The sequence below is a fragment of the Puniceibacterium sediminis genome, from assembly GCF_900188035.1.
Classification (GTDB): domain Bacteria; phylum Pseudomonadota; class Alphaproteobacteria; order Rhodobacterales; family Rhodobacteraceae; genus Puniceibacterium; species Puniceibacterium sediminis.
The window spans coordinates 83,528-109,043 of record NZ_FZNN01000016.1 but is presented as its reverse complement, the minus strand read 5'-3'; the positions used below and the strand labels follow the sequence as shown (position 1 = coordinate 109,043).

22 protein-coding genes and 4 pseudogenes are annotated in these 25,516 nt (G+C 61.7%); 19 read left to right on the top strand and 7 right to left on the bottom strand.

The genetic code is table 11. The features are described 5' to 3' along the window. Positions 1–251, top strand: a 251-nt coding sequence (locus tag CHB75_RS16330; protein ID WP_141135127.1) for an energy transducer TonB, incomplete at its 5' end; no start/stop codon positions are given. A 72-nt stretch (positions 252–323) separates the two neighbouring features. On the opposite strand, the gene CHB75_RS16325 is transcribed toward CHB75_RS16330, so the two are convergent. Together CHB75_RS16325 and CHB75_RS22515 are read right to left on the bottom strand one after the other, a co-directional pair. Beyond that, positions 324–917, bottom strand: coding sequence for an IclR family transcriptional regulator (locus CHB75_RS16325; protein WP_245841028.1), 594 nt, complete (start codon positions 915–917; stop codon positions 324–326). Positions 918–920: 3 nt separating this feature from the next. Next, positions 921–1,091: pseudogene (locus tag CHB75_RS22515) on the bottom strand (helix-turn-helix domain-containing protein); the annotation flags it as partial. A gap of 201 nt (positions 1,092–1,292) precedes the next feature. On the opposite strand from CHB75_RS22515, the gene CHB75_RS16320 reads away from it, so the two are divergent. The 12 genes from CHB75_RS16320 (at position 1,293) to CHB75_RS16265 (ending at position 16,006) form a co-directional block, all read left to right on the top strand. Further along, positions 1,293–2,879 (top strand): ABC transporter substrate-binding protein, encoded by a 1,587-nt coding sequence (locus tag CHB75_RS16320; protein WP_089272407.1) that lies wholly within the window; start codon positions 1,293–1,295, stop codon positions 2,877–2,879. Positions 2,880–2,953: 74 nt separating this feature from the next. Further along, positions 2,954–3,808, top strand: coding sequence for an alpha/beta hydrolase (locus CHB75_RS16315; RefSeq protein ID WP_089272405.1), 855 nt, complete (start codon positions 2,954–2,956; stop codon positions 3,806–3,808). Further along, positions 3,805–5,427, top strand: a complete 1,623-nt coding sequence (gene ggt / locus CHB75_RS16310; protein WP_089272403.1) for a gamma-glutamyltransferase — start codon at positions 3,805–3,807, stop codon at positions 5,425–5,427. The genes CHB75_RS16315 and ggt overlap by 4 nt, the downstream gene beginning before the upstream one ends. A gap of 22 nt (positions 5,428–5,449) precedes the next feature. After that, positions 5,450–6,424, top strand: a complete 975-nt coding sequence (locus CHB75_RS16305) for an ABC transporter permease (protein WP_089272401.1) — start codon at positions 5,450–5,452, stop codon at positions 6,422–6,424. 3 nt (positions 6,425–6,427) lie between these two features. Further along, positions 6,428–7,327, top strand: a complete 900-nt coding sequence (locus CHB75_RS16300; protein ID WP_089272399.1) for an ABC transporter permease — start codon at positions 6,428–6,430, stop codon at positions 7,325–7,327. Continuing rightward, positions 7,327–8,310: an ABC transporter ATP-binding protein gene (locus CHB75_RS16295; RefSeq protein ID WP_217898803.1), complete on the top strand. Its 984-nt coding sequence runs from the start codon at positions 7,327–7,329 to the stop codon at positions 8,308–8,310. Before CHB75_RS16300 ends, CHB75_RS16295 begins: the two co-directional genes overlap by 1 nt. Continuing rightward, positions 8,307–9,311, top strand: a complete 1,005-nt coding sequence (locus CHB75_RS16290) for an ABC transporter ATP-binding protein (RefSeq protein WP_089272395.1) — start codon at positions 8,307–8,309, stop codon at positions 9,309–9,311. The genes CHB75_RS16295 and CHB75_RS16290 overlap by 4 nt, the downstream gene beginning before the upstream one ends. Positions 9,312–9,438: 127 nt before the next feature. Beyond that, positions 9,439–10,965 (top strand): ABC transporter substrate-binding protein, encoded by a 1,527-nt coding sequence (locus CHB75_RS16285; protein WP_089272393.1) that lies wholly within the window; start codon positions 9,439–9,441, stop codon positions 10,963–10,965. 88 nt (positions 10,966–11,053) lie between these two features. Next, positions 11,054–11,971: an ABC transporter permease gene (locus CHB75_RS16280; protein ID WP_089272391.1), complete on the top strand. Its 918-nt coding sequence runs from the start codon at positions 11,054–11,056 to the stop codon at positions 11,969–11,971. Beyond that, positions 11,968–12,876 (top strand): ABC transporter permease, encoded by a 909-nt coding sequence (locus CHB75_RS16275; protein WP_089272388.1) that lies wholly within the window; start codon positions 11,968–11,970, stop codon positions 12,874–12,876. The genes CHB75_RS16280 and CHB75_RS16275 overlap by 4 nt, the downstream gene beginning before the upstream one ends. Then, a complete protein-coding gene (locus CHB75_RS16270; RefSeq protein ID WP_089272386.1) occupies positions 12,876–14,705 on the top strand; it encodes a dipeptide ABC transporter ATP-binding protein in 1,830 nt (609 codons plus the stop codon). Before CHB75_RS16275 ends, CHB75_RS16270 begins: the two co-directional genes overlap by 1 nt. Then, entirely contained in the window at positions 14,702–16,006 is a 1,305-nt protein-coding gene (locus CHB75_RS16265) for a lyase family protein (RefSeq protein WP_089272384.1), read from the top strand. The genes CHB75_RS16270 and CHB75_RS16265 overlap by 4 nt, the downstream gene beginning before the upstream one ends. Here CHB75_RS16265 and CHB75_RS16260 read toward each other — a convergent pair. After that, positions 16,003–16,932, bottom strand: a complete 930-nt coding sequence (locus tag CHB75_RS16260) for a LysR family transcriptional regulator (RefSeq protein ID WP_089272382.1) — start codon at positions 16,930–16,932, stop codon at positions 16,003–16,005. The two genes, CHB75_RS16265 and CHB75_RS16260, sit on opposite strands and share 4 nt — an antisense overlap. A gap of 91 nt (positions 16,933–17,023) precedes the next feature. Here CHB75_RS16260 and CHB75_RS16255 point away from each other — a divergent pair. Together CHB75_RS16255 and CHB75_RS16250 are read left to right on the top strand one after the other, a co-directional pair. Further along, positions 17,024–17,266, top strand: a pseudogene (locus CHB75_RS16255) (IS5/IS1182 family transposase); the annotation flags it as partial. A gap of 87 nt (positions 17,267–17,353) precedes the next feature. After that, positions 17,354–17,806, top strand: a pseudogene (locus tag CHB75_RS16250) (IS5 family transposase); the annotation flags it as partial. On the opposite strand, the pseudogene CHB75_RS22130 reads toward CHB75_RS16250, so the two are convergent. The 4 genes and pseudogenes from CHB75_RS22130 to CHB75_RS16235 form a co-directional block, all read right to left on the bottom strand. Then, a pseudogene (locus tag CHB75_RS22130) lies at positions 17,800–17,982 on the bottom strand (IS6 family transposase); the annotation flags it as partial. The pseudogenes CHB75_RS16250 and CHB75_RS22130 overlap by 7 nt on opposite strands. 86 nt (positions 17,983–18,068) lie before the next feature. Continuing rightward, on the bottom strand, positions 18,069–19,385 hold the full coding sequence (locus CHB75_RS16245) for a TRAP transporter large permease (RefSeq protein WP_089272378.1): 1,317 nt from the start codon (positions 19,383–19,385) through the stop codon (positions 18,069–18,071). Continuing rightward, positions 19,378–19,869, bottom strand: a complete 492-nt coding sequence (locus CHB75_RS16240) for a TRAP transporter small permease (RefSeq protein ID WP_089272377.1) — start codon at positions 19,867–19,869, stop codon at positions 19,378–19,380. Before CHB75_RS16240 ends, CHB75_RS16245 begins: the two co-directional genes overlap by 8 nt. A 57-nt stretch (positions 19,870–19,926) precedes the next feature. Further along, the gene (locus CHB75_RS16235; RefSeq protein WP_176439170.1) at positions 19,927–20,928 is read right to left on the bottom strand and encodes a DctP family TRAP transporter solute-binding subunit; all 1,002 of its coding nucleotides are present in this window, start codon (positions 20,926–20,928) and stop codon (positions 19,927–19,929) included. 145 nt (positions 20,929–21,073) lie between these two features. Between CHB75_RS16235 and CHB75_RS16230 the strand changes: the two genes are divergently transcribed. The 4 genes from CHB75_RS16230 to CHB75_RS16215 are packed head-to-tail and all read left to right on the top strand — an operon-like array spanning position 21,074 to position 25,461. Further along, a complete protein-coding gene (locus CHB75_RS16230) occupies positions 21,074–21,895 on the top strand; it encodes an IclR family transcriptional regulator (protein ID WP_245841027.1) in 822 nt (273 codons plus the stop codon). After that, the gene (locus tag CHB75_RS16225) at positions 21,892–23,061 is read left to right on the top strand and encodes an acetyl-CoA acetyltransferase (protein WP_089272373.1); all 1,170 of its coding nucleotides are present in this window, start codon (positions 21,892–21,894) and stop codon (positions 23,059–23,061) included. The genes CHB75_RS16230 and CHB75_RS16225 overlap by 4 nt, the downstream gene beginning before the upstream one ends. Continuing rightward, on the top strand, positions 23,061–24,629 hold the full coding sequence (locus tag CHB75_RS16220; RefSeq protein ID WP_089272371.1) for an acyl-CoA synthetase: 1,569 nt from the start codon (positions 23,061–23,063) through the stop codon (positions 24,627–24,629). Before CHB75_RS16225 ends, CHB75_RS16220 begins: the two co-directional genes overlap by 1 nt. After that, a complete protein-coding gene (locus CHB75_RS16215; protein WP_089272427.1) occupies positions 24,622–25,461 on the top strand; it encodes a PPC domain-containing DNA-binding protein in 840 nt (279 codons plus the stop codon). The genes CHB75_RS16220 and CHB75_RS16215 overlap by 8 nt, the downstream gene beginning before the upstream one ends. Positions 25,462–25,516 lie beyond the last annotated feature (55 nt).

The following is a 25,516-nucleotide window of genomic DNA, read 5'->3' as shown; positions in this document are numbered from 1 at the left end:
TACGGACCCGCGTGGAACGGCTCAAACGCTATCCCAGCCGGGCCGGGCGCGCATCGGGAACGGTCGTGCTCTGGCTCAAGGTCACAAGCTCCGGCACCCTCGCAGGCGTCGGCATCTCCCGCTCCTCAGGCAATGCCCTCCTAGATCAGGCCGCCATCAGCGCCGTCCAGAAAGCCAGAATGCCCGCCGCCCCAAACGGCCTAACCCAAGGCACACACACCTTCTCACTCCCGATCCGCTTCGCGCGGTAACCGGCAGGGGGCGGCGTCGGTGTGGATGGGGAGGGGCCTCAGACCCCTGACGTATCAAGGTCGCATCCAGCTCTATCTTGACCAACCGAGACCCGCGCTGATCTTGGCCGCCCCTTCCACAAGCAGGGAACGATAGCGATCAAGGTCCGCTTCCTGAGTTCTGAAGGCCGGGGCCGCGATGTTGATTGCGGCGAGGACACTGCCATCATAGCCCCGGACCGGTAGCGAGACAGAGACAAGCTGTTCGCTCACCTCGCCCCGGCTGATACAATAGCCGGTGGCGCGGATCGTTTCCAACTCCTGCACAAGCTTTGCGCGTTCGGTAATCGTCCGGGCTGTCATGCTGTCTAGCGATATTGGCAGAAGTTCATTGCGCAAATCCTCGGGCAGGAACGCCAGAAGCACCTTGCTGGACCCGGCGTAAAGCGGGCGCCGTCGGCCGACGACGGCATGGACACGCAGGTCGCGGGACGGCTCGGCCTTGGCAATGCACAGTGCTTCGGTGTTGTCCCGAATGCGCAGCTGCACGGTTTCGTAGGCCTTCAGCGCAAGTGACTCGAGCACGGGTCCTGCAATTTTTACCAGATCGATCTGCATCGACGCGGCGGTCCCCAGCACAAGCATCGCATTCCCGAGCAGATAACCGCCCTCATGCGTCTTTTGCACCAGTCCACGGTGTTCCAGTGTGCGTAACGAACGTAAGATTCTTGGTTTGGTTTCGCCCAGGGATCTTGCGATGTTACTCAACCTGCAATCCGGGTTTGCCGCAACCTCCATCAGCACAGAGATGGCAACATCAACTGATTGAATAATATCTGCTTTAATCTCATTGTGCGGCATGAAATATCCCATTCAAAGTAATCTGAAATCAGTCTGAAATTTTCAGATTCGCATGTTACGTCTATCGTAACCGTTAGAAATCGAGATTGACAGAGTTGTTACAAATCCAAAACAGTGCGGCTACTGAGCCTTTCATCACACAGGTTGGAAGCGCGGCCCAAGACCGTGCCCAGCACTAAAAAAACCAACAAGGAGACTGTCATGCCTGCGCTTCCGACACGACGAACATTCAACAAGACGATCATCGCCCTTGGCCTGACTGTGGCGCTTCCGGTTGCGGCCATTGCGCAGGACCCGAGCCTGTCGATCGGTATGTCGACGACGCCCACCACATTGGACCCGCACGAAGACAGCAGCTCACCAAACAATGCCACATCACGGCACATCTTCGACAGCCTCATCAACCGTGGCGGCGCTGCCGAAAACCAGCCGCAACTTGCGACGGAATGGAAGGTCGTGGACGACACCCATTGGGAATTCACCCTGCGTGACGGGGTGAAATTCCATGACGGCTCCGATTTCGACGCCGAAGACGTCATCGCTTCGCTGATGCGCGCCCGTGACAAGCCGAGCCAGGGCTTTGCCAGCTACACCCGCAACATCGCGAATGTGACCGCGCCGGACCCGCTTCATGTGATTGTCGAGACGACTGTTCCCGACCCAATGATCCTGAATTCGCTGAGTCGCCTGCGCATCATCAGTTCGGACCATGTCGGTGACGACGTGCAGGCCTTTGATGACGGCACGGCCGCGATCGGCACCGGACCTTTCAAATACGCCAGCTTTGTCCCCGGGGACCGGCTCGAACTGGTGCGGAACGACGATTATTTCGGTGGTGCAGCGGAATGGTCTGCCGTGACCCTGCGCTTTGTGCCCGACAACGGCGCGCGTCTGGCGTCGCTTCTATCCGGCGATCTGGACCTGATCGAAACGCTTCCCGCCGAGGGGATCGACCGCATCGAAAAGAGCGACAATCTGAAGGCCATTCGCGGGCAGTCCACACGCATCGTTTATCTTGGTATGGATGTTGCCCGGGATGAAAGCCCGTTCGTGGCGGCCAAGGACGGCGCGCCGCTTGGGTCGAACCCGTTCAAGGATGCAAATGTCCGCAAGGCCATGCTCATGTCGATGAACCGTCCGGCGATTGTCGACCGGGTGATGCAAAAGAACGGCACCGTCGCGGACCAGTTCGTGGCCGAGGGGTATTTTGGTCATTCGGATGCGGTGGAAAAGGTGGCCTACGATCCCGAAGGCGCCAAGAAGCTGCTGGCCGATGCCGGTTATCCCGACGGTTTCAAGCTGACGCTTCACGGGCCTTCCGGTCGCTATGTCAACGACAGCGATGTTCTGCAGGCCGCCGGTCAGATGCTGACGCGCATCGGGATCGACACCAGTGTCGAGGTCATGCCCTGGTCGATGTATTCGGATAAATATTCCGATGGTGCCTACAGCGTGTTCCTTGGCTCCTGGGGCGTGAACACTGGTGAAGTCTCGAACCCCGCCGTATCGCTGATCGAAACACGCGACAACGATAAGGGCACGGGCCGCTACAACGGCGGTGGCATCAGCGATACCGAGATTGACGCCCTGCTGGACGAAGCAACCGCGACGTTGGACGAAGCCAGCCGTGAGCCGTTGCTGAAGCAGGCTTCCGAGAAGATCTTCAACCGCACCTGGATCCTTCCGATTCACTACGAAAACGTCGTCATCGGCGCGAAAAACAGCATCGCGTTTTCGCCGCGTGGCGACAAATACACCCTCGCTTACGAAGTCAAATCCGCCGACTAGGGCAGACCGACAAACCCGCGCGGGGCGGCCTGTACCGCCCTGCGCCACCAAAACGAAAACTCCAGGAGAGCATGATGGAAGAACTTGGAACGAGCGGCGCGGCCGCACGGGCCCAGTCGATTTACGACTATGGGGAAACGGCAATCTTCGCCTCAACCGCCGACCCCCGCCTTCACATGCTTCTTTATGTGCCACCCGCCGTCGCCGAGGGCCGCAAGGTTGATCTGCTGGTCGCTGTGCACGGAACGGGACGCACCTCGGCGTTTGAATTCCGCGACGGCTTTGCCGAATTCGGGCTGTACAACGACTGCGCCATCCTTTGCCCGATCTTCCCGATGAACGTACTGGGCGATGGCACCCGGTCGGGGTATAAATACATGGAAGAGGGCGACATCCGCTATGATCGCGTGCTGATCTCAATGGTTGACGAAATGGCGGCGAAGTACGGGCAGGATTGGTCGGAGTTCGCGATTTTTGGCTATTCCGGTGGCGGGCATTTCAGCAACCGTTTTACCATTCTGCATCCCGAAAAACTGTGGGCGGCCAGCATAGGTGCGCCCGGATCCGTCACGCTGCCTGATCCGGACCGGGACTGGTGGGTCGGCACCCGCGATCTGAAGGAACGTTTTGGCAAGCCGTTTGCTGCTGCTGCATTGGCCCGCGTGCCGGTGCACATGGTCGTCGGGGATGCCGATCTTGAGTCATGGGAGATCACCCACAAGGAAGGCAGCCGCTACTGGATGGAAGGCGCCAATGATGCCGGACAGACACGCCCGGAACGGCTGAAGACGCTTGCCGATGCGTTTCGCGGGGCGGGGGTCGATGTGACATTCGATCTGGTTGCCGGAGTGTCGCATGACCGGATCAAGGTGCTTGGTCACGTGAAGAAATTCCTGACCGGAGTTCTAGCAAAAAGGCGCGCCGCATGAGCAATGCAACCATCGTTGCACCGCAGCCCGAGGCTGTGGAAGCCGGTGCGGTCGTGCTGGAACGTGGCGGCAATGCCATGGATGCGGCCCTGGCCTGCGCGTTTGTTCAGGGCGTGGTTGACCCGCAGATGGCGGGCATTGGCGGCTTCGGGTCCTTGCACGTCTACATGCCTAAACGGGGCGTGCATGACGTTCTGGAATTCTACGCCCGTGCCCCGCTGGCTTCGACGCCGGACATGTGGGTCGACAAGGTGCTGGGCGAAAGCCGTGATGGCTTTGGTTATATCCTTGAAAACAACATCTCGGACATCGGCTATCTTGCGGCCTGCACACCCGGATCGCTCAAGGGGTACGAAACGGCGCTGCGGAACTATGGCACCTTCGACTGGGCGGATCTGATTGCCCCTGCGATTAAGCTGGCCCGCGACGGATTCATGATCCGTAACCACATGCACTGGTACTGGGACAAGGATCAGTCGAACGACGGCTTTGCCAACACCCTCGACAAGCTGCGGTATTCCAAGACCGGACGGCGCGTGTATTTTCACGAAGACGGACGCCTGCGCAACGTGGGCGAGGTGCTGAAAAACCCGGACATGGGTAACACGCTCGACAGGATTGCCCGCAGTGGTGGGTCGGACATCTTTTATCATGGCGAAATCGCCGAAGAGATTGCTGCGGATTTCGCGGCCAATGGCGGCCTGATCGGGCGCGAGGATCTGGCGCAATATGCGCTGTCTCGTGCTGATCCGGTCTGGGGAGAGTACCGGGGCCACAGGATTGCGTCATCGCCGCCGCCGGGATCCGGGTTTCCGTTGATCGAACTGTTGCAGACGCTGGAACATTTTGACCTTTCGGCGCTAGACCACGTCGGGGTCGAACATGTGCGGCTGCTGTTCGAGGCGATGAAGCGCATGACCATTGATAAAGACGCGCATATGGGCGATCCGCTCTATGTCGATGTGCCGGTTGAGGACCTGCTTTCGAAATCCCGTGCGCAGATGCACGCCGACTCGATCCGTCGGGGCGAACGTGCAAGCGTCACCCGTATGGACATGTCCCAGCGCGATACGACCCATATTTCGGTTGTGGACGCAGAGGGAAATGCGGTGGCCATGACGCATACGCTTGGCAGCCCTTCGGGGGCGATCACGGACGGGCTGGGATTCATGTACAACGGCACGATGAGCCGCTTTAATCCGTTCCCGGCCAATCCGGGATCCATCGCGCCGGGCAAACGTCGGCCAAGCTCTGCCGCGCCGACGATTGTCTTCAGGGGTGGTAAACCCCGTATCGTTATCGGTGCGCCGGGAGGAAGCTATATCGCGCCGACCGTGGCACAGGGCATCATGAACATGATCGATTTCAACATGCCGGTTCTGAATGCCGTCGCCGCCCCCAGAATTGCCGGGGTGTCGAACAAGATCGACATTTGCAACCGCGTTCGTCGTTCGGTTCAGACCGAGCTGGAGGCGGAGGGATACCAGGTGGCCCGCTCGCCGCAGACCTATGCCTTTGCCGCGCTGCACGCGATCGAGATTGATGCCGAAGGCATGTCTCAGGGTGCCGCCGATCCGCAGCGTGACGGGCTGGCCCTGTCCGTGAAGGTGCCGACGTGACCCGCGGAAAGGCCATGAAGCGATGATCACCTCCCTGATACGGCGATCCATTCAGGCGCTGTTTGTCATCCTTGCCATGACGTTGATCGTGTTTATCGGCGTCAGCGTCATCGGCAATCCGGTCGATATCCTGATCAATCCCGATGCAAATGCCGCCGAACGTACGCGGGTGATTGCCCACTACGGCCTTGATCAACCGCTGTGGCGGCAATACGCGATCTTCCTTCAGGGGCTGCTGCATGGCGATTTCGGTGACAGCTTTGTCTATGGTCGGCCCGCGCTTGGCCTTATCCTCGAACGGATGCCCGCAACGCTGGAACTGGCCTTCAGCGCACTTGTGATTGCTCTGGTGGTCGGTCTGCCGCTTGGCCTTTATGCCGGGCTATACCCTGATCGGCTGTCGTCGCGGGTTATCATGAGCGGGTCGATCCTGGGGTTTTCCCTGCCAACTTTCTGGGTTGGGCTGATGTTCATTCTGGTCTTCGCGGTCGAACTCGGCTGGCTGCCGTCCAACGGGCGCGGTGACACGGCTGAACTGTTTGGCGTGCGCTGGTCGTTTCTGACCGGCGACGGGATGCGCCACCTTCTGTTGCCGGCGCTGAACCTCGCGCTGTTCAAGACATCGCTGGTGCTGCGGCTGACCCGTGCCGGCGTGCAAGAGGTCCTGCCACAGGATTACATCAAATTCGCCCGGGCCAAGGGTCTGCGGGAAAGCCGCGTGATTTCGGTCCATGTGCTCAAGAACCTGATGATTCCGGTGGTCACGATCATCGGATTGGAATTCGGCAGCCTCATCGCGTTTTCCGTGGTCACCGAAAGCATCTTTGCCTGGCCGGGCATGGGCAAGCTGATCATCGATTCGATCAATCTGCTCGATCGGCCGGTGATCGTTGCCTACCTCATGATGATGGTTTTGCTGTTCGTCGCGCTGAATTTCCTTATCGACATTTGCTACACGCTTCTGGACCCGCGCGTCCGGATGGACGGGAGGGCCTGAGCCATGAGCAACGCTGACACCACGCCCATCGCCCCCGAACCCCTCGCGCGGCAGCGGATCATCCAATATCTCTCTGCTCCGGGTGCCGCGATCGGAATGACACTTCTGGTGGTGATCGTCCTGCTTGCGGTCTTTGCTCCGCTGATCTCGCCTCAGAACCCTTATGACCTTATGCAGCTTGATATCATGGATGGCCGCTTGCCGCCCGGATCCGAGAGCTATTCGGGAATGCCCTATTACCTTGGCACCGACAATCAGGGGCGGGATATCCTGTCGGGCATCCTTTACGGGTTGCGCACCTCCCTTATTGTCGGCGTGTTTTCGGCGATTGCTGCCGCGCTCATCGGGACGACGCTGGGCCTGCTTGCGGCCTATGTCGGTGGGCGGACGGAATCGCTGCTGATGCGGCTGGTCGATCTGCAGCTGTCCTTTCCCACGATCCTGATGGCGCTGATGATGCTGGCGGTGCTGGGTAAGGGTGTTCAGAACGTCGTTATTGCGCTGATCATCGCCGAATGGGCAACCTACGCGCGCACCGTGCGCGGCACCGCGCTGGTCGAACGCGAAAAGGAATATATCGAAGCCGCCCGGTGCCTTCGCCTGCCGCGCTGGCGCATCGTGTTCCGGCATTTGCTGCCCAACTGTCTGGCCCCGGTCATCGTCATCGCGACAATGCAGGTCGCCCGCGCGATCGGGCTTGAAGCGACGCTGTCCTTCCTTGGCCTGGGCGCGTCGGTGACCGAACCATCGCTGGGGATGCTGATTTCCAACGGTTACCAGTATCTGCTGTCTGGCTATTACTGGATCAGCTTTTTCCCGGGTATTGCCCTGCTGGTCACCATCGTCGCGATCAATCTGGCGGGTGACCGGCTGCGCGACATCCTCAACCCAAGGAATATCTGATGCCCCTGCTGGACGTGCAATCGCTGGTCACGGAATTCCCCGGCGCACCCGGCGGGCCGGGAAACCGGGCGGTCAATGAAGTCAGCTTTGCCGTGGAGCGGGGCAAAGTTCTGGGGTTGGTCGGCGAATCCGGGTCGGGCAAATCCGTGACGGGGTTTTCGATCATGGGGCTGGTGGACAGGCCTGGGCGCGTGACGGGTGGACGCATATTATTTGACGGGCAGGATCTGGCCAGCCTGAGCGGTGAGGAAATGCGCCAGTTGCGCGGGCGCCGGATCGCCATGGTGTTTCAGGATCCGATGATGACGCTGAACCCGGTTCTGACCATCGGCACCCAGATGACCGAGGCAATCACCGCCCACGAAAAGGTAAGCCGCGCCGAGTCCCGCGCCCGTGCCAGGGACGCGCTTGGCCAAGTGGGAATCCCAAGCCCGGAAGAGCGGCTTTCGGCATATCCGCACGAATTTTCGGGCGGTATGCGGCAGCGCGTTGCCATTGCCATCGCGCTGCTTCACAACCCTGATCTGATCATCGCCGATGAACCGACAACCGCGCTGGATGTGACCATCCAGTCGCAGATCATTTCTGAATTTCAGCGGCTTGCAGAGACGCATAACACTGCCGTCATCTGGATCACACACGATCTGGCCATTGTTTCGCGGCTCGCTGACGACATTGCAGTGATGTATTCGGGGCGGCTGGTGGAAACCGGTCCGGTCTCGGATGTCTTGACCGACCCGCGTCATCCCTACACCGCAGGCCTGATCGGGTCCGTGCCCAGCCAGAACACCCGCGGCACCAGATTGCGACAGATTCCCGGCATGACGCCCAGTCTTGGCAGGTTGCCCTCGGGCTGCGCCTTTCGCACCCGATGTGACCGCGCGACAGAGGCTTGCGCGACCGTGCCGCCGCCCGAAACACATGAAGGCGCGCGTGGCTTTCGCTGTATCCACCCTGTGCACCCGGAGCTTTTGACGCAATGACCGACCAATCCACGCGACCACTGGTCGAGCTGCGGAATGTTTCGCGCAAATTCGGGTCCAAAGGCGATATCGCTGACCGCATTGCGCAACGTCTGAAGCTGGCCAAACCAAAGCCCGTTGTTCACGCGGTCGATTCCGTCGATCTGAGCATCAGGCAGGGCGAAGTCCTTGGTCTGGTCGGGGAATCCGGTTGCGGAAAATCCACCTTGGGCCGGGTCGTCGCCGGGATACTACCTCCAAGTGAAGGTGACCTGTACTGGAAGGGCAGCGACCGCAGTCGCCTGTCATTTGCTGATCTGAAGGCGGCTGACCTTGCCACTCAGATGATCTTTCAAAATCCGATGGCTGCGTTGAACCCACGCATGACGGTCGAGGATATCGTGACCGAAGCGCCCCATTCCCATGGCATGATCCCCGGCGACCGCCGCGCCTATGCGGACCGGTATCTGGAAATGGCCGGTTTCGATCCGGCGATGAAACGCCGCTATCCGCATCAGTTTTCCGGCGGTCAGCGGCAGCGTGTGAACATCGCCCGCGCCCTTGCCGTGCAGCCGGAATTCCTTGTCTGCGATGAAAGCGTGGCGGCGCTGGATGTGTCCATTCAGGCGCAGGTCATCAACCTGTTCATGGATCTGCGCGAACAGCTGGATCTGACATACCTCTTTGTCAGCCATGATCTTGGCGTGGTCGAACACATCTCTGATCGCGTTGCCATCATGTATCTTGGCCGGATTGTCGAAGAAGCCCCGGTTGAGGAGGTATATGCCCGCCCCAACCACCCCTATACGCGGGCGCTACTGTCAGAGGTACCGCGCATCGAGGTCGGCAAACGCAAGTTCGAGGCGATAAAGGGTGAGTTGCCAAGCCCGCTTGATCCGCCCAAAGGCTGCCATTTCCACCCCCGCTGTCCGTTTGCGATGGATCGTTGCCGTTCGGAGGTTCCAAAGATCCGCGAAGTTGCTTCCGGACACCGATCAGCCTGTCACCTGAACGACGGGTGATGCGTATTCGGCCTGAACATCTGAGGGTTCATTAGTTGCATAAACCGCAACAGTGGCTGCAAACGTAACAATTTACGCATCCTTTATCCTGACCTAACGTCTCGATCACACTTAGGGAGGAGTGGATATGAATTATTTTATCAAACGGGCCCTTGCGCCGACGATTCTGGCTGCGGCGCTGACCGCGACACCGGCACTTGCACAAAAGTCCGACGACACTCTTCGCGTGGCGCTGGCCGAAGAGATCCTGAATCTCGACTACAACTACACCACCAAGCGCGAATATATCATCCTCGCACAGATGACGGACACGACGCTGTTTGACCTTGACCCGACCACTCAGGAATTCAAACCTGCGGTCGCGACCGGCTATGAATATGCCGACGACACGACGATTGATGTATCCCTGCGCGACGACGTGAAATTCCATGACGGCAGCACGCTAAGTGCCGAAGATGTCGCTTATACCTACAACTGGATCATCCGCGAAGACAGCGAATCCAATGCCGGCGGCACCGTCGGGCGCTGGCTGGACAAGGCCGAAGTGACCGGGCCGAACACCGTGCGGTTCCACCTGAAATCGGTCTATCCGCTGGTGCTGCGCGACATGGCGCAGCGCATCATGCTGCGCAAAGTCGGCAGCTATGATGCCGGTGGAACCATCGACCGCGATGCCATGGCGCAGCACCTGATCGGCACTGGGCCTTACAAGGTGACCAGCTTTGAGCCCGGGCAGGAACTGGTGCTTGAGCGGTTCGAGGATTTCTTTGGCGAAAAGCCTGCGATCCAGAAAATCGTTGTGCGCAACATTCCCGACGTTGGAACCCAGCAGGCCGAGATGATGTCGGGCGGCATTGACTGGATGTTCAAGGTGCCGCTCGACTTGGCTGAAAGCCTAGGAGCCACGCCACTTGCCACACATCTTAGCGGCCCGGACCTGCGCATCGCCTTTATCGTTCTGGATGCCGCGGGCTATACCGACGCGGATGGGCCGCTGACCAACGTCAAGGTGCGTCAGGCGATCAACCACGCGCTGAACAAGGCGGAAATGGCCAAATACCTGATCGGCGGCAGCGCCGAGGCAATCCACACCGCCTGCCATCCGGCGCAATTCGGTTGTGATCAGAGCGTGCAGGATTACCCCTATGACCCCGAAGCCGCCAAGGCCTTGCTGGCCGAAGCAGGCTTTGCCGACGGTTTTCCGCTGGAACTTTGGGCCTACCGCGACAAACCGGTGGCCGAGGCGGTCTCGGCCGATCTGACGGCGGTAGGGATCGACGTGAACCTGCGCTACGTCAAGCTTGAGTCGCTCAATCAGGCGCGGGCCGCACAGGATATCCCGGCCTATATCGGCACATGGGGTTCGGGCGGCACGGCCGATACGGCGGCCATCGCGCGTATCCACTTTGCCGATGACACCGATCGTAACCTGTCGGGCGACGCGGCGCTGGCTACAGAGGTGCTGGCGGCGGAACAGACCAGCGATCAGAACGAGCGTGCAAAGATCTATACAAACGCTCTTACAACCATCGCGGATCAGGCCTATTGGGCACCGCTCTTCACCTATTCGGCGAACTATCTGGTCTCGCCGGATCTGGAATTCCCGCTGGACCCGGACGGGCTCCCCCGTTTGCAGAACTCCAGCTGGAAGTAAGCTGACGTGGCGCGTTCCGGCCCGGGCCAGTGTATGGTCACGGTCGGGACGCGTCCCTTGCAGCCTTCTTGAACCGAAAGTCTGACCCATGCTCAAATACATCCTGCTGCGCAGCCTTCTGGCGCTGGCGGTTGCCTTTACCGTGTCGCTTGCCGCGTTTTTTCTGCTGAATGTCGCCACTGACCCGGCGCAGGCCATCGCGGGCGAAGATGCCACGCAAGAGGTCGTGGACATGATCCGCGCCCGCTATGGCCTCGATCAGCCCTTGCCGGTGCGTTATTTTGAATGGCTGGGTGGGGTGCTGCGTGGCGATTTCGGGGAGAGCTATTACTGGCACAAACCGGTGGCCGAACTGGTCGCCGAACGGGCAGGGGTCACAATTACCCTGGCGCTCGCGGCGCTTAGCGTCACGATCCTGATCGCCATTCCGCTGGGCGCGCTGGCGGCGCTGAACCCGAATTCCTGGATTGACCGGATGGCGCTGGGTGTGGCGGTGTCGGCGCAGGCGGTGCCGAATTTCTGGCTTGGCTTGATAATGATCATCCTGTTCGCCGTGATGATCCCGATCTTTCCGGTTTCGGGCGACGACACATGGCGGCACTTTGTCCTTCCGGCCTTCGTTCTGGGTGCGTCCTCGGTTCCGGCCATCATGCGGCTGACCCGGACTGGTCTGATTGAGGTGATGGGCGCGGACTACATCCGCACCGCCCGTTCAAAGGGGTTTCGCGGCGGGGCGTTGTTGCGGCGGCACGCGCTGCGCAATGCGCTTCTGCCAGTGATTTCGGTTCTGGCCGTGCAACTGGGGCAAAAATTCGGCGGATCCGTCATCACCGAAAGCATATTTGCCATCAATGGGTTGGGACGCCTGGCGCTGGAATCCATTCTGGGGGCCGACATCCCGACAGTGCAGATGCTGATCTTTGTTTTTGCCATCGTCTTTGTCGCCATGAATCTGCTGGCCGACATCATCAACGCCATTCTTGACCCGAGGATCCGCATCGGATGACACAGACAGACGCATTTACCTTCGACGCGCCCGAAGAAGCCGAACCGATGTCGCCCGGCCAGCTGATGCGCCGCCGCGCGCTGAACCATACGGGGTTTCTGATCGGCAGCGGGATTATCGTCACCCTTGCGCTGATCGCGATCTTTGCGCCGCTGATCGCGCCGCATGACCCGTTTGTGCAATCACTGAGTAGCCGGATGCTGCCCCCGGTCTGGGACCCGGCAGGCAGCTGGGACCATCTGCTGGGCACTGACCAGAACGGGCGCGATTACCTTAGCCGCCTGATCTATGGCACGCGGGTGTCAATTTCCATCGGCCTTGGGGCCGCGACGGTCGGGCTGCTGATCGGGGTGACGCTGGGCGTGGTCGCGGGCTATTTCGGCGGCTGGGTCGATCATGCGGTCAGCTTTGCGCTGACGGCGCAACTTGCGCTGCCGGGGTTGCTGCTGGCGATGGCGCTGGTGTTCATCATCGGGCCGTCGATCTGGGTTGTAATCGGCATCATCGGTGTGCTGCACTGGACCTATTACCTCGTGGTGACACGCGCGGCGACGCAACGGCTGCGCAACCTCGACTTTGTCGCCGCCGCCACGGCGTCGGGGGCCACCCCGCGTCAGGTCATCTGGCACGAAATCCTGCCAAACCTGATCCCGCAGATCATCGTGATCTTCACTTTTGAGCTGGGCATCGCGATCCTGGCCGAGGCGTCGCTGTCCTTTCTCGGTGTGGGTATCCAGCCGCCGACACCCAGCTGGGGGCTTATGATTGCCGAAGGCAAACAGGCGATGTTCTACCGTCCCTGGCTGGTCGTATTGCCCGGCCTGAGCCTGTTCACGCTGGTCATCGGCGCGAACCTGATGGGCGACGGGCTGCGCGACATCACCGCACCGGAGGGCCGCAACTGATGGGCAAGCTGCTTGAAATCAAGGACCTTTCGGTCGGGCTGCCGCTGCCTGCGGGGCTGCTGCACGCAGTGCGGGGTGCCTCGATCGGTCTAGATAGGGGCGAGGCGCTGGGGATCGTCGGCGAAAGCGGGTCCGGCAAAAGCATGACGGCGCTGGCGCTGATGCGGCTGCTGCCGCAGCGCGCGGTGCAGGGCGGGTCGATCACGTTCGATGGCGTGGATCTGGGCACGCTCTCGGATGCGCAGTTTTCCCAAGGCTTTCTGGGTCACCGGATCGCGATGATCTTTCAGGAGCCGATGACCTCGCTCAACCCGGTCTATACCATTGGGCGGCAGTTGACCGAAGGCGCGGTACGCTATGGCGGGTACTCCGAGGCTGCGGCACGAAAGCGCGCTCTGGCGCTGCTCGACCGGGTGGGCATTCCCGATCCGGTGGCACGCCTGTCGCAATATCCCCACCAGCTAAGCGGTGGTCAGCGGCAGCGGGTGATGATCGCCATGGCGCTGATGTTGGAACCCGAACTGCTGATCGCGGATGAACCGACGACAGCGCTGGATGTCACGGTGCAGGCGCAGATCCTTGACCTGCTGGCGGGGCTGCGGCGCGAGATGGGTATGGCAATGATCCTGATCACCCATGATCTTGCCGTGGTCGCCGAACAGTCAGACCGCGTGGCAGTCATGTATGGCGGCGAAGTGATCGAAGAGGGCGAGGCACAGGCCGTGATGGCCGAACCGGCGCATCCCTACACCCAGGCGCTGCTCAGCGCGATTCCGCGGATGGATGGCCCGCCGCGCCAGCTTGGCGCGATCCCCGGCACAGTGCCCTCGCTGCTGTCCCCGCCCAAGGGCTGCGTCTTTGCCCCGCGTTGCGCCTATGTGCGCGCCGAATGCGTGGCCGCGCGCCCTCCGCTTTTGGGCGACAGTGCGCATAGCCGCCTTTGTATCCTGACCGATGCGGAACGCCCCGCACGCGCGCCCGCAGCGCCGATCCGGGCCGATCACGTGATGGGTAAGCAAGACGTGCCGGTGATCGACGGGCGCGACATCACGCAGGTCTTTACCTCGCGCAAAGGGATGTTCGGGCCGAAACACACGATCCGCGCGGTGGATGGCGTCAGCCTGACCCTCAAGCGGGGCGAAACGCTGGCGCTGGTTGGCGAAAGCGGATCCGGGAAATCGACGCTGGCGCGGATCATGCTGGGGCTGGCGCTGCCCACCTCTGGCACAGTCGAAATGTTGGGGCGGCCAGTGGCGGACCTGCTTCCGCTGGAACGTGCAGCACTTGTGCAGCCGATCTTTCAGGATCCTTATTCGTCGCTCAACCCGCGCCGGACACTGGCCGAGATCATCGCCCGGCCCCTGACCCTGCGCGGTACTGACGACACGGCGACCATCGCGACCAAGACGCGCGAGGCGATGGAGATGGTCCGCCTTCCGTCGCGGCTGCTGCATTCCTATCCGTCGCAGCTTTCGGGTGGGCAACGCCAAAGGGTTGCCATTGCGCGGGCGCTGGTGACGCGGCCTCAGGCACTGGTCTGTGACGAACCGACATCGGCGCTCGATGTGTCCGTGCAAGCGCAGATCTTGAACCTGCTGACCGAATTGCAGGCCGAACTGGGGCTAAGCTGTCTGGTCATCACCCATGACATGGCGGTGGTGCATCAGGTGGCCGACCGGGTCGCGGTGATGCTGGGCGGCAGACTGGTCGAAGAAGGGACCTGCGACGCCGTCCTGCGCAGCCCGTCAAACGAATACACCGCGCGCCTGTTGGCCGCCGCGCCGCAGTTCCGCCCCGAGGTTTCGGGCGTACAGGAGACTTTTGCATGACGCTGTCCCCCGACACGATTTTCGACCGCGACACGCTGTGGCAGTCCTGGCTGGATGTCGAAGCGGCGCTGGCCCGCGCCCAGGCCGATCTGGGCATCATTCCGGCTTGGGCCGCCGAAGAGATCACCGCCGCCGCCGACCTAGACAAGCTGGGGCGCGAGGAGTTGGCGGCGGATGTGAAACGCACGATGGCGCCGATCCTGTCGCTGACCCGGCTGCTGGGCCGCGCCGCTGGCAAGGCCGGCGATTACGTGCACTGGGGTGCGACAACCCAGAACGTGATGCAAACCGGACGGCTGCTGCTGCTGCGCGAGGCAAACCGCGAAATCCGCGCGCATCTGGGGCGCGCCGTGGCCCGCATGGGGGCGCTGGCGCAAGAACATGCAGGCACGCCGATGGCGGGGCGCACCAACCGCCAGCACGCCCTGCCGATCACCTTTGGCTTCAAGATCGCCGGCTGGATAGAAGAGATGGAGCGCGCCGAAGCCCGCCTGTCCGACGCCACCACGCGGATGCTGGCGCTGCCCTTTGGCGGCGCGGTGGGGGCGATGCATGCGTTTAGGTCACAGGGCAGGGCGCTGAACCGCCGTCTGGCATCTGATCTGGGGCTGCGCGAACTTTTGGTGCCGGGCCGCAGCGCGAACGATCTGTTTGCGGAATATGTCGTTCAGCTGGCCATGCTCGCCATGACGGTCGAAAGGGTCACGTCCGAGGTCTACACCCTGATGACCGACGAGATCGGCGAGGTCTCGGAGCAGCTGGACAAGGGCACGGTCGGTTCCTCGACCATGCCGCAGAAGATCAATCCGAAATATGTGGTGCGCTCGATTTCCCTGGCCGCAGAATTGCGCAGCCTTGCCGCCCCCGCGCTTGAGACCGGGCGGAGCAGCCACGAGGGGGATTCCGTGGCCAACCATTTGCTGTCGGCCGTTCTGGACCGCGCCGTGCCACTGGCCTGGCGCATGGCCGAAAGTTTCGCCGAGACGCTGGAGCGGCTGACGCCGAACCCCGGGCGCATGGCGGAAAACCTGGCCCGCAGCAAGGGCGCGATCACTGCCGAAAACCTGATGATGTCACTGGCACCGCTGGTGGGCCGGGCAGAGGCGCATGACATCGTGCACCATGTGTTAGAGACTGGCGGCGTATCGGATCTTTCCACAGCGGACGAAATCACGGCTCATATGTCCCCATCGGAAATTGCGGCGGCGCTGGACCCCGCGCTGTATACCGGCGACAGCGAGATCATCGCGCGAGAGGCGGCGCGCCTTGCCATCGGGTTATCCGCCCGGCTTGGTGGCTAAATCAGTTCCAGCAGGTCCCGCGCACGCGGCTCCGCGACGCGCAACGCTTCAACATGGTCCGACAGCGCGTCCAGAAAAAGCTCGGCCAGAGGAGCATGGGGGCCGGGGGGGTGCAGGCTTGCGTAGGTGATCCAGTGGGCGCCTTCGATGGGGCGCATGACCAGACCATTGCCAAGAACCGGTGGCGCACAGACGCGGTCGATCAGGGTAATGCCAAGGCCCGCGCGCACCATTTCGACCGTAACCACGGTAGATCCGGTTTCAAAGGCGACCGTATAGGGTAGCCCCGCACGCCCCATCAATTCATCAAGCCTTTCGCGCCAGCGCTGCCCCGGAGCCAGGGAAACAAAGGTCTCACCGGCAAGGTCTTCGGCGCGAATGGTGTCGCGACCGGCCAGTGGATGACTGTCGACCAGCAGCACGCAAAGCCGGGATCGCAGAAACTGCACGATCTGAAGGTCAATGATGGCATTTTCGACTGGCAAAGAAATAACGCCAAGATTGTAGCCGCGCACCGAAACCTTGCTTTCGATGTCAAAGCGGCTTTCGACGTTCACTGTGCACTGCAACCTTGGCATCGCCGCAGAAAGCCGAGCCAGAGCAGGCACCACCAGACCGTTGGCGACCGGCGCCGCGGTCACGATCGAAAGCCATTCCTGCGCACGGCCACGAATATCGTCGGCGACCTTGGGAATTTCATCAATCCCGATCAGGGTGTTGGCGATTTGGCGAAAGAAAAGCTGACCTTGTTCCGTCAGTTCCAGCCGTCGACGTTTGCGCGAAAACAGTGTCAGGCCGACATCGCTTTCCAGTTGCGACAACAGCCGACTGGCCGCTGAAACCGAGATGTTCAGCCGGTCGGATGCTTCGGATAAAGCGCCGGTCAGCACGATGTGACGGAACAATTGCAGGGCACGTAGATTCATTCCGGAATGCCTATCACGTCTGGCTCCACTTTATGCACTTTTCCGAACGAAACTTGGGCGCGCTTGATCGGGTTCTGTCGCAACTTTCTGAAGTTTACGGAAAAAGATGGAGGCGCGGAACCTGCTCACCCAAATTCCCATGCGCAAATCACGCCAGATGCGCGTCGGTTTCGATCATTCGCTGTATGCGCTGCGCGACCTAGTCGAGCGGTGCTTCAACAAACTCAAAAGTGCGCGGCGCGTCGCCACCCGCTACGACAATACGTCTGAGAGCTTTCAGGTCTTCATAGACATCGTTTCGATCCGCCCATGGGTGGCCCTGTTGTCAACATGACCTAAGTTAGTTCGGGGATTTGGTAGCTCTGTTGCACAAAGCGGGTGAGGGATTCATGTTGTGAATCCAGTCTGGTAGCTGATGGGCATGAGCAAACCGACATCTCCGACCTACAAGGCCACGAACTGGGCTGCCAAACCCTCCGGCAAGAGGGGCAGATCGCGGACGTTCAGTGACGCCGCGATCCAGACTTGCCTTAGCATGAAGGTGCTGTTCGGAATGGCGCTTCGGCAGACGACTGGCTTTGTGGAAAGCCTCCTGCGGCTGACGGGACGGGACTGGGAGGTGCCTGACTCCAGCACCATCTGTCGGCGCCAAAGGACGCTTGCGGTCAACATTCCGTATCGCGGCACGGAGGGTCCGCTGCACCTGCTCATCGACAGCACCGGCATCAAGGTCGAAGGGGAGGGCGAGTGGAACGCGCGCAAGCATGGCGGCCCCAAACGACGTGTCTGACGCAAGATTCACATCGGTATCGACGCACAAACGTTGGAAGTCAGAGCGGTCGAGATCAGCGGCAGCAACACCGGCCCCTGGCCCTCGTCAGAGACCATTGGTGCGAATTTTACAACCCATCGGCTCAGAGTCACATGGTCAACATCCATGCCGCGCTCGGCGATGGATTTTTTCAGCGCGGGACGAGACTGCATAGTGGATGTAGAGGAACACGGCGAAAAGGATCACGTCTTTCGATAATGCACGCCCTTAAAATCAATTGCCGCGTCCGTGTAACCGTCTGAAATTTCAAAGGCTCAGATGATCACAAGGCGGCGTGACAGAACCTGCGCGACAACCGTCTAGGTCATTTCACGATCTGAAGCAGAAACAGCGAAAGCGCGGGTAATGCGGCGACGATGGCGAGCCCGATCAGGCTGACGAGCAGAAAGGGAATTGCCGCCCGCGCGATGCGTTCAATCGGCAGGCGTGTGACGTTGGCCGCAACATAAAGGTTGATCCCGACCGGCGGGGTGATCAGCCCGATGGCCAGATTGACCATGACCAGCACGCCGAACCAGACCGGATCCCACCCAAGTTCGCGCACCACCGGCATGAAGATCGGCAGGGATATGAACATCACGGTGACCGGGTCCATGAACATCCCCGCGATCAGCAGGATCACCATGATCACCAGCAGGATCACCGCGCCGTTGTCTGACAGCCCCAGAAGCTGGCCGGAATATTGCCCGACCAGATCTTCGACCGTGACGACCCAGCCGAACAGGCTGGCGTAGGCGACCACCAGCATCACCACCGCCGAAGAGGAGGCCGCGTCGCTCAGCGCGTCATAAAGTACGCGCCATGTGAGGGTCCGGTAGGCAAAGGCCCCGACGGCCAGCGCATAGACGGTGGCGACAAGCGCGGCTTCGGTCGGGGTGAAGACGCCGGAATAGATGCCGCCCAGGATCACCACGGGTGTCATCAGCCCCCAGAACGAGTCGCGGAAGCTTTGGCCCAGATCGCGCCAGTATCCGGCGCTTGCCGGGGCGGGGGCCATACGATCCAGCGCATCGCGCCCCCGCGCCTTGATGAAGGGCAGGACCAGCAGCATCAGAAGGCCCATGAACAGGCCCGGCACGATGGCCGCGATGAACAGCGATGAAATCGACGTCTCGGCAATCACGCCGTAGATGACAAGGCCGATCGAGGGCGGGATGACGATCGACAGCGCCGCCCCGGTACAGACCAGCGCGGCGGCCGCGGCGCGGGGATAGCCGTCTTCCTCCATCCCCTTGATGATCATCGGGCCTATGGCCGCGACCGACGCAGGGCCAGACCCCGATACAGCCCCCCAGAACAGGCAGACAACCGTGCCGACCACGCCCATGCCCCCGGGCAGATCGCCGATCAGCACGCGAAAGAAACGGACCATGCGTTCAGCGATGCCAAGCGATCCCATCAGCGTCCCGGCAAGGATAAAGAAGGGGATGGCCAGCAGGGCGTATTTGCCGATGCCGGTGGCGATCAGATCCCCGACGAGTTCAAATCCGAAGCCGATCCGCCACATCGCGTACATGGCCGACAGGCCAAGCGCAAAGGCGACCGGCACCCGCAGGGCCATGAACAGGAAAAACGCCGCGATCATCTGGGTCCCGGCACCCATGCCAAACAGATCAGACACCGGGTGCCGCCGGTGGTTCAGCGCGGGGTGCGCGCCAGGTTTGTGCGGCGTGTTGCAGGTAGCGGATGATCACGAGGGCAAAACCAAAGGGCAGCGCGGCCTGATACCACCAGGCAGGTACACCCAGCGCATAGCTGCGCATCCCGTTGTCCATCAGGTTCATCAGCGTGGCCCAGGAAAACCAGGCCGATGCAGCGAGCAGCCCGACGCTGAGCAGGACCGACAGGGCGAACACGCCCTGCGCCAGCCGTGGCGGCAGTGCGTCCTGTACCAGTGTGACGGCAAGGTGTTCGCCGCGCCGCGCAGCGATAGCCGCACCAAAGACGGTCAGCAGGAGGAAGCCGTTGGTCAGAATTTCCTCGGAGGCGGCAAAGGAATAGTGGGTGCCGTAGCGCACAACGACATTGGCAAAGCCCAGCAGCGTCATGCCGAGAAACAGCACGGCGCAGACGATCTTTTCAAAATCCCGCAGAATGAACCGCAAGGCACCCTCCTCCCGAAAATGGGCGCGGCCCGGTGTCCGGTGCCGCGCCGATCTGGTTTAGTTGCCGGTCTCGTCGATGGCCTTGCGGAAGGCACCGACGATGTCGTCGCCAACCTTTGCCGCCCATTCATCAAAGGCGGGCTGCGTCGCCTCGCGGAAGGCCTGAAGCTCTTCCTCGGAGGGCTCATAGACCTCCATGCCCTTTTCCCGCAGGAAGGCGACGCCATCGGCAGTGCCCTTGCGGGTGATCTCGCGCTGGTAGGTCATCGCCTCTTCGGCGGCCGCGCGCATCGCTCCTTGGGTTTCGGCATCCAGTGAATCCCAACGCTTTTTCGACACGCCAAGGAAGATCGGGTCGTAAGAGTAATGCCAGGCGGTGAGGTACTTTTGTACTTCGTAGACCTGCTGCGGGATGATCACCGCGCCGATCGGGTTTTCCTGACCGTCGACCACACCCTGTTGCAGCGCGGTCATCGTTTCGCCCCACTGCATCTGCTGGGGATTGGCGCCAAGCGCGTTCATCACGTCGATGTACATCGGTCCCGCAACGCGCATGTTGAGGCCCTTCATGTCCGCAGGCGACTTGACCGGGCGGACGTTGTTCGTGACCTCGCGAAAGCCGTTTTCGCCCCAGGCCAGAACCTCGATCCCCTTTTCGCGCAGGATATCTTCGAGCATGTCGGCAGGCGCGCCCTGTGTCGTGGCGTCCACCTGATCGTAGCCGGCATAAAGATAGGGCAGCGAGAAGATGGCCATTTCGGGCACCAGCGGCGTGACGTTGATGGCCGAAGTCACAACCAGATCCAGCGCACCGCGACCGACCATTTCGGCCTGACGCATCTGGTCGCCGCCGGAAAGCTGCGCATTCGGGAAGACGCGGACGTCAAAGTTGCCGCCGGTCTTTTCGGCCAGCAGCTCTCCGAAACGCTCGGCACCCTTGTGCCAGGTCGTGGAATCACCGGTGTTGTGAGACAGGCGCAGCGTCTCTGCCATGGCTGAGCCAGACAGGATCGTCGTCGCAAGCATTGCAGTCAGCGCTGCCTTGAGTACCATATTCATGTATCTTCCTCCCCTAAGATTGCACAATGTGGATCAGAAACGGGAATAAAGGACAAGAAATTTCTTGCATTCTGGCATGAACTCCGCAGGCTCAGGGGCTGAAGACATCTCTTGCCTTTGGAAGTGGAACGCTGTGGTCCATATTGTGAATAAGTCGGAAGAGGGCCGCACCGTCAGCGGAACGCAGGCTGTTGATCGTTCTCTGGCTCTTTTGACGCTGGTGGGGCGTGGCGGTGCGAATGGAATTTCCCTGGCTTCGCTGGTCACGCAATCGGGGCTGGGCAAGCCCACCGTCCGGCGGCTTTTGCTGGCGCTGATCCGTGGCGGGCTGATCGAACAGGACGATGAAAGCCGCCACTATCATCTTGGCGCGGAATGTTATGTGCTTGGCACCCTTGCGACGCCGCGCCACGGCTTGCTGGAGATTGCAGCCGACGCCGTGGCGCGTCTGGCCCGCGACAGCGGCGACACGGCTTTTGTGACCATGCGTCGGGGGGCGGGCGCGGTCTGCCTGCACCGGCAGGAGGGGGCATTCCCGATCCGCACCCACGCGCTGACAACGGGGGCACAGCATCCGCTGGGTGTCGGCGCGGGGTCGCTCGCGATGCTGGCGGCGCTGCCGGATGATGAGGTCGAGGCGGTGCTGGACGACAACGCCGCGCTGCTGGCGGCCGAATATCCCGGTCTGACGGCTGAGGTGCTGCGTCACGAGGTGACCGCGACCCGTGCGCGGGGCTTTGCGCTCAATCCGGGGCGGGTGGTGCCGGGCAGCTGGGGGGTGGGCGTTGCGCTGCGGCGCGCCGACGGAACGGTCGCGGGGGCGCTGTCGCTTGCCGCGATCGAAAGCCGGATGCAACCACCGCGCGACAGAGAGCTTGCCGCCATGCTGACCCGCGAGGCAGAAGGTATTGAAACAAGGCTGGCGCGGCGTCTGGTCCGCGCAAAATCCGAAAGGGAGGCAACATGAGAGATCCGTATATCGTGGGCTGGGCGCATAGCGCATTCGGCCGCAGCGAAGCAGCCGACACCGAGGCGCTGATGGCCGAAGTCACCGGACCCGCACTGGAACACGCCGGCGTCACGCCCGAAGATGTGGACGGGATATTTGTCGGTGTCTTCAACAACGGCTTTTCCGATCAGGATTTTCAGGGCGCGCTTGTGGGCGTGGGGGACGAACGTCTTTCCCGTGTGCCCGCCACCCGCTACGAAAATGCCTGTGCGACCGGGTCTGCGGCGCTGCATGGCGCGATGGATTTCATCGCAAGTGGGCGGGGCAAGATCGCGCTGGTGGTCGGTGCGGAAAAGATGACGGCGACCCCGGGCGCTGAGGTGGGTGAAATCCTGCTGGGCGCATCCTATCGCAAGGAGGAATCCGGCGTTGGCGGGGGCTTTGCCGGGCTCTTTGGCAATATCGCGGCAAGCTATTTTCAGAAATACGGCGACCGCTCGGAAGAGTTGGCGATGATTGCCTCCAAGAACCACGGCAACGGCATGGGGAATCCCTTTGCCCATATGCGCCGCAATTTTGACGTGGCTTTCTGCAATACGGTGTCCGAAAAGAACCCCCATGTTGCCGGGCCGTTGCGGCGGACCGACTGTTCGCTTGTCTCGGACGGCGCTGCGGCGATTGTCCTTGCCGCGCCAGAGGTGGCCGCAGATCTGGAGCGGGCCATCGCATTCCGGGCCCGCGCCCATGCCAACGAACCGCTGGCCCTGTCGCGTCGCGATGTGACCCGGTTCGATGGCGCGCGCCGCGCGTGGGAATCTGCCTACGAGGCGGCAGGGATCACCGTGGGTGATCTGAGCCTTGTCGAAACCCACGACTGTTTCACCATCGCCGAGCTGCTGGAATACGAGGCGATGGGCCTGGCCGCGCCGGGGCAGGGGGGCCGCGCGATCCGCGAAGGCTGGACCGCCAAGGATGGGCGTTTGCCGGTGAACCCATCGGGCGGGCTGAAATCCAAGGGACATCCGATCGGGGCGACGGGCGTGTCGATGCACATCATGGCCGCGATGCAGCTGATGGGAGAAGCGGGCGACATGCAGATCTCCGGGGCCAGGCTGGCCGGGGTGTTCAACATGGGCGGCGCTGCGGTGGCCAACTATGCCTCGATCCTTGAACGGGTTTCGTGATGAAGCCTGTTTCGACCCGGGTGATGAACCTGTCGCATTTCCTGACCGAAAGCGCGCGGCGTCACCCTGACGATATCGGCCTTGTCTGGGGAAAGGCGCACTGGAGCTGGGCCGGGCTTGAGGCGCGTGCGACAGCTTTTGCCGCGGCGCTGCGCGACCGTTATGGCGCTGGCAAGGGTGACCGCATCCTTGTTCAGTCGGCCAACTGCAATCAGATGTTCGAAGCCGCCTATGCCTGCTGGAAACTGGGCTGTGTCTGGGTTCCGGCAAATTATCGTCAGACCCCGGAAGAGGTTGCCTGGCTCGCCCGATCTTCGGGTGCAAAGGGCTTGCTGGTCGGGGCGGGTTTCGCTGGGCATATTGCCGCCTGCGCCGATCTGGTCGATTTTACTGTGACCATCGGGGGCGACGGACCTGACGATTACGACGCCCTTGTCACGGATCACGAAGGTGCCCAAGTCACGCCCGTCCCCGTTGATCGCGACGATCCGGCGTGGTTCTTCTATACCTCTGGTACGACCGGCATGCCAAAGGCTGCAGTGCTGACCCACGGGCAGATGGCCTTTGTCATCACCAATCATCTTTGCGACCTGATGCCTGCCACCGGGCCGTGGGATGCGTCGATCGTGGTGGCGCCGCTGTCGCATGGTGCGGGCATCCATCAGCTTGCGCAGGTCGCCCACGGGGTCAAGACGATCCTGCCTGCCGGGGTGCGCTTTGATCCCGAGGACATCTGGCGGCTGGTCGCCAAGTGGCGGGTGACCAACATCTTTACCGTGCCCACAATCGTGAAGCTGCTGGTCGAGCACGAATCCGTCCACGCCTACGACCATTCCAGCCTGCGCTACGTGATCTATGCCGGCGCGCCGATGTATCGCGCCGATCAGGTGCGCGCGCTTGACGTTCTGGGGCCAGTGCTGGTGCAATACTTCGGCCTGGGCGAGGTGACGGGAAATATCACTGTCCTGCCGCCGCTGCATCATTCCGCCGACGATGCGCTCATGCGCCTTGGCACCTGCGGATTTGCCAGAACGGGGATGCAGGTACAGGTGCAGGACAAGTTGGGCCGCGAATGCGCCGCCGACGAAACGGGCGAAGTCGCGGTCATCGGCCCCGCCGTCTTTGCCGGCTACCATGACAACCCGCAGGCCAACGCCAGCAGCTTTCGCGACGGCTGGTTCCTGACCGGTGATCTGGGGCATATGGATGACGAAGGGTTTCTGTATCTGACCGGCCGCGCATCGGACATGTATATCTCGGGCGGGTCGAACATCTATCCGCGCGAGATCGAGGAAAAGATCCTGCTGCACCCCAATATTTCCGAAACCGCCGTGCTGGGCGTGCCGGACCCGACATGGGGCGAGGTCGGCATCGCCGTCTGCGTCGCCCGCGGGCAGGCGCCTGCAAGTGACGCGGTGCTTGACTGGCTGGACACGCGGCTGCCGCGCTACAAGATGCCCAAAAAGGTGGTGTTCTGGGACGAGATGCCCAAATCGGCCTATGGCAAGATCACCAAGAAAATGATCCGTGCCGAACTGCTTGCCCGTGGTGAAATCGCCGATGGCTGAGCCGCGCCGGATCATCCACCCCGGGCCGCCCGCGCCGGACCGGCTCAGCGCCGTGCCCTGCCGTGCGACGCGGCAGGCGGTCACCCTGCACGCCGGGATACCGTTGCTTGCGGCCATGACCGATGCCGTGGACGGTGCTGCGGCCTGGTTCGACCTGTCGGGCATCGACACCGACAGGCTGTCCTTTGTCCGACCGGCGCCCGCGCCGGGTGACGGGCATGTCGCGTGGTACAGCGCGACCACGACGTTGGATCGGGCCCGGATCGTCTGTGCAGGTGCACACCTCGGACGACGCGATGGGGCGGCTTTTGCCCATACCCACGGCGTCTGGGCGGATCAGATCGGCGGGCTTCATGCCGGGCACCTTCTCGCAGAATACACGGTGCTGGCCCGGGATGTGACCGTGGATGTTGTTGTACTAGAGGGCGCGCGCATGGAAAGCGCGAAGGATCCCGAAACCGGGTTTGTCCTGTTTCGATCAGTCCGCACCGGCAAAGTCGAACACGCCAACGCCGTCCTTGCTACTGCACGACCACACGAGCCTATCGACGATATCATCGTGAAAATAGCAGGCGATGCCGGTATGGAAAACGCTACGGTCACAGGGCTTGGCAGCCTTATCGGCACGAAATTTGCTGATCACGCCGCTGTCGGCAGCTATGCGACCGAGGTGCTCTTGACCAAAGGATGCCTGTCAGAAGGCCAAGTCGACCTTCAGGCGATGTCAGTCGGTTTCGACGGACCGCATGCCAAAGGCATCCTTGCGCGATCCGCGAATACAATTTGCGTGACTTTCGAACTTCTCCTTGTTCGCGATCAGCCGGTGAGCTGAGCCCCCTAGCATTTAAGGGTCCTGGATTGGGGGCGGCCTGGCCGAAATCCCAACC

What these genes read in the sequence shown, in the direction of transcription:
- CHB75_RS16320 (WP_089272407.1), top strand. Translation starts at nt 1,293, where the DNA reads ATGCCTGCGCTTCCGACACGACGAACATTCAACAAGACGATCATCGCC.
- CHB75_RS16275 (WP_089272388.1), top strand. Translation starts at nt 11,968, where the DNA reads ATGACACAGACAGACGCATTTACCTTCGACGCGCCCGAAGAAGCCGAA.
- CHB75_RS16285 (WP_089272393.1), top strand. Translation starts at nt 9,439, where the DNA reads ATGAATTATTTTATCAAACGGGCCCTTGCGCCGACGATTCTGGCTGCG.
- CHB75_RS16265 (WP_089272384.1), top strand. Translation starts at nt 14,702, where the DNA reads ATGACGCTGTCCCCCGACACGATTTTCGACCGCGACACGCTGTGGCAG.
- CHB75_RS16220 (WP_089272371.1), top strand. Translation starts at nt 23,061, where the DNA reads ATGAAGCCTGTTTCGACCCGGGTGATGAACCTGTCGCATTTCCTGACC.
- ggt (WP_089272403.1), top strand. Translation starts at nt 3,805, where the DNA reads ATGAGCAATGCAACCATCGTTGCACCGCAGCCCGAGGCTGTGGAAGCC.
- CHB75_RS16225 (WP_089272373.1), top strand. Translation starts at nt 21,892, where the DNA reads ATGAGAGATCCGTATATCGTGGGCTGGGCGCATAGCGCATTCGGCCGC.
- CHB75_RS16300 (WP_089272399.1), top strand. Translation starts at nt 6,428, where the DNA reads ATGAGCAACGCTGACACCACGCCCATCGCCCCCGAACCCCTCGCGCGG.
- CHB75_RS16280 (WP_089272391.1), top strand. Translation starts at nt 11,054, where the DNA reads ATGCTCAAATACATCCTGCTGCGCAGCCTTCTGGCGCTGGCGGTTGCC.
- CHB75_RS16215 (WP_089272427.1), top strand. Translation starts at nt 24,622, where the DNA reads ATGGCTGAGCCGCGCCGGATCATCCACCCCGGGCCGCCCGCGCCGGAC.
- CHB75_RS16315 (WP_089272405.1), top strand. Translation starts at nt 2,954, where the DNA reads ATGGAAGAACTTGGAACGAGCGGCGCGGCCGCACGGGCCCAGTCGATT.
- CHB75_RS16235 (WP_176439170.1), bottom strand. Translation starts at nt 20,928, where the DNA reads ATGAATATGGTACTCAAGGCAGCGCTGACTGCAATGCTTGCGACGACG.
- CHB75_RS16305 (WP_089272401.1), top strand. Translation starts at nt 5,450, where the DNA reads ATGATCACCTCCCTGATACGGCGATCCATTCAGGCGCTGTTTGTCATC.
- CHB75_RS16270 (WP_089272386.1), top strand. Translation starts at nt 12,876, where the DNA reads ATGGGCAAGCTGCTTGAAATCAAGGACCTTTCGGTCGGGCTGCCGCTG.
- CHB75_RS16290 (WP_089272395.1), top strand. Translation starts at nt 8,307, where the DNA reads ATGACCGACCAATCCACGCGACCACTGGTCGAGCTGCGGAATGTTTCG.
- CHB75_RS16295 (WP_217898803.1), top strand. Translation starts at nt 7,327, where the DNA reads ATGCCCCTGCTGGACGTGCAATCGCTGGTCACGGAATTCCCCGGCGCA.
- CHB75_RS16260 (WP_089272382.1), bottom strand. Translation starts at nt 16,932, where the DNA reads ATGAATCTACGTGCCCTGCAATTGTTCCGTCACATCGTGCTGACCGGC.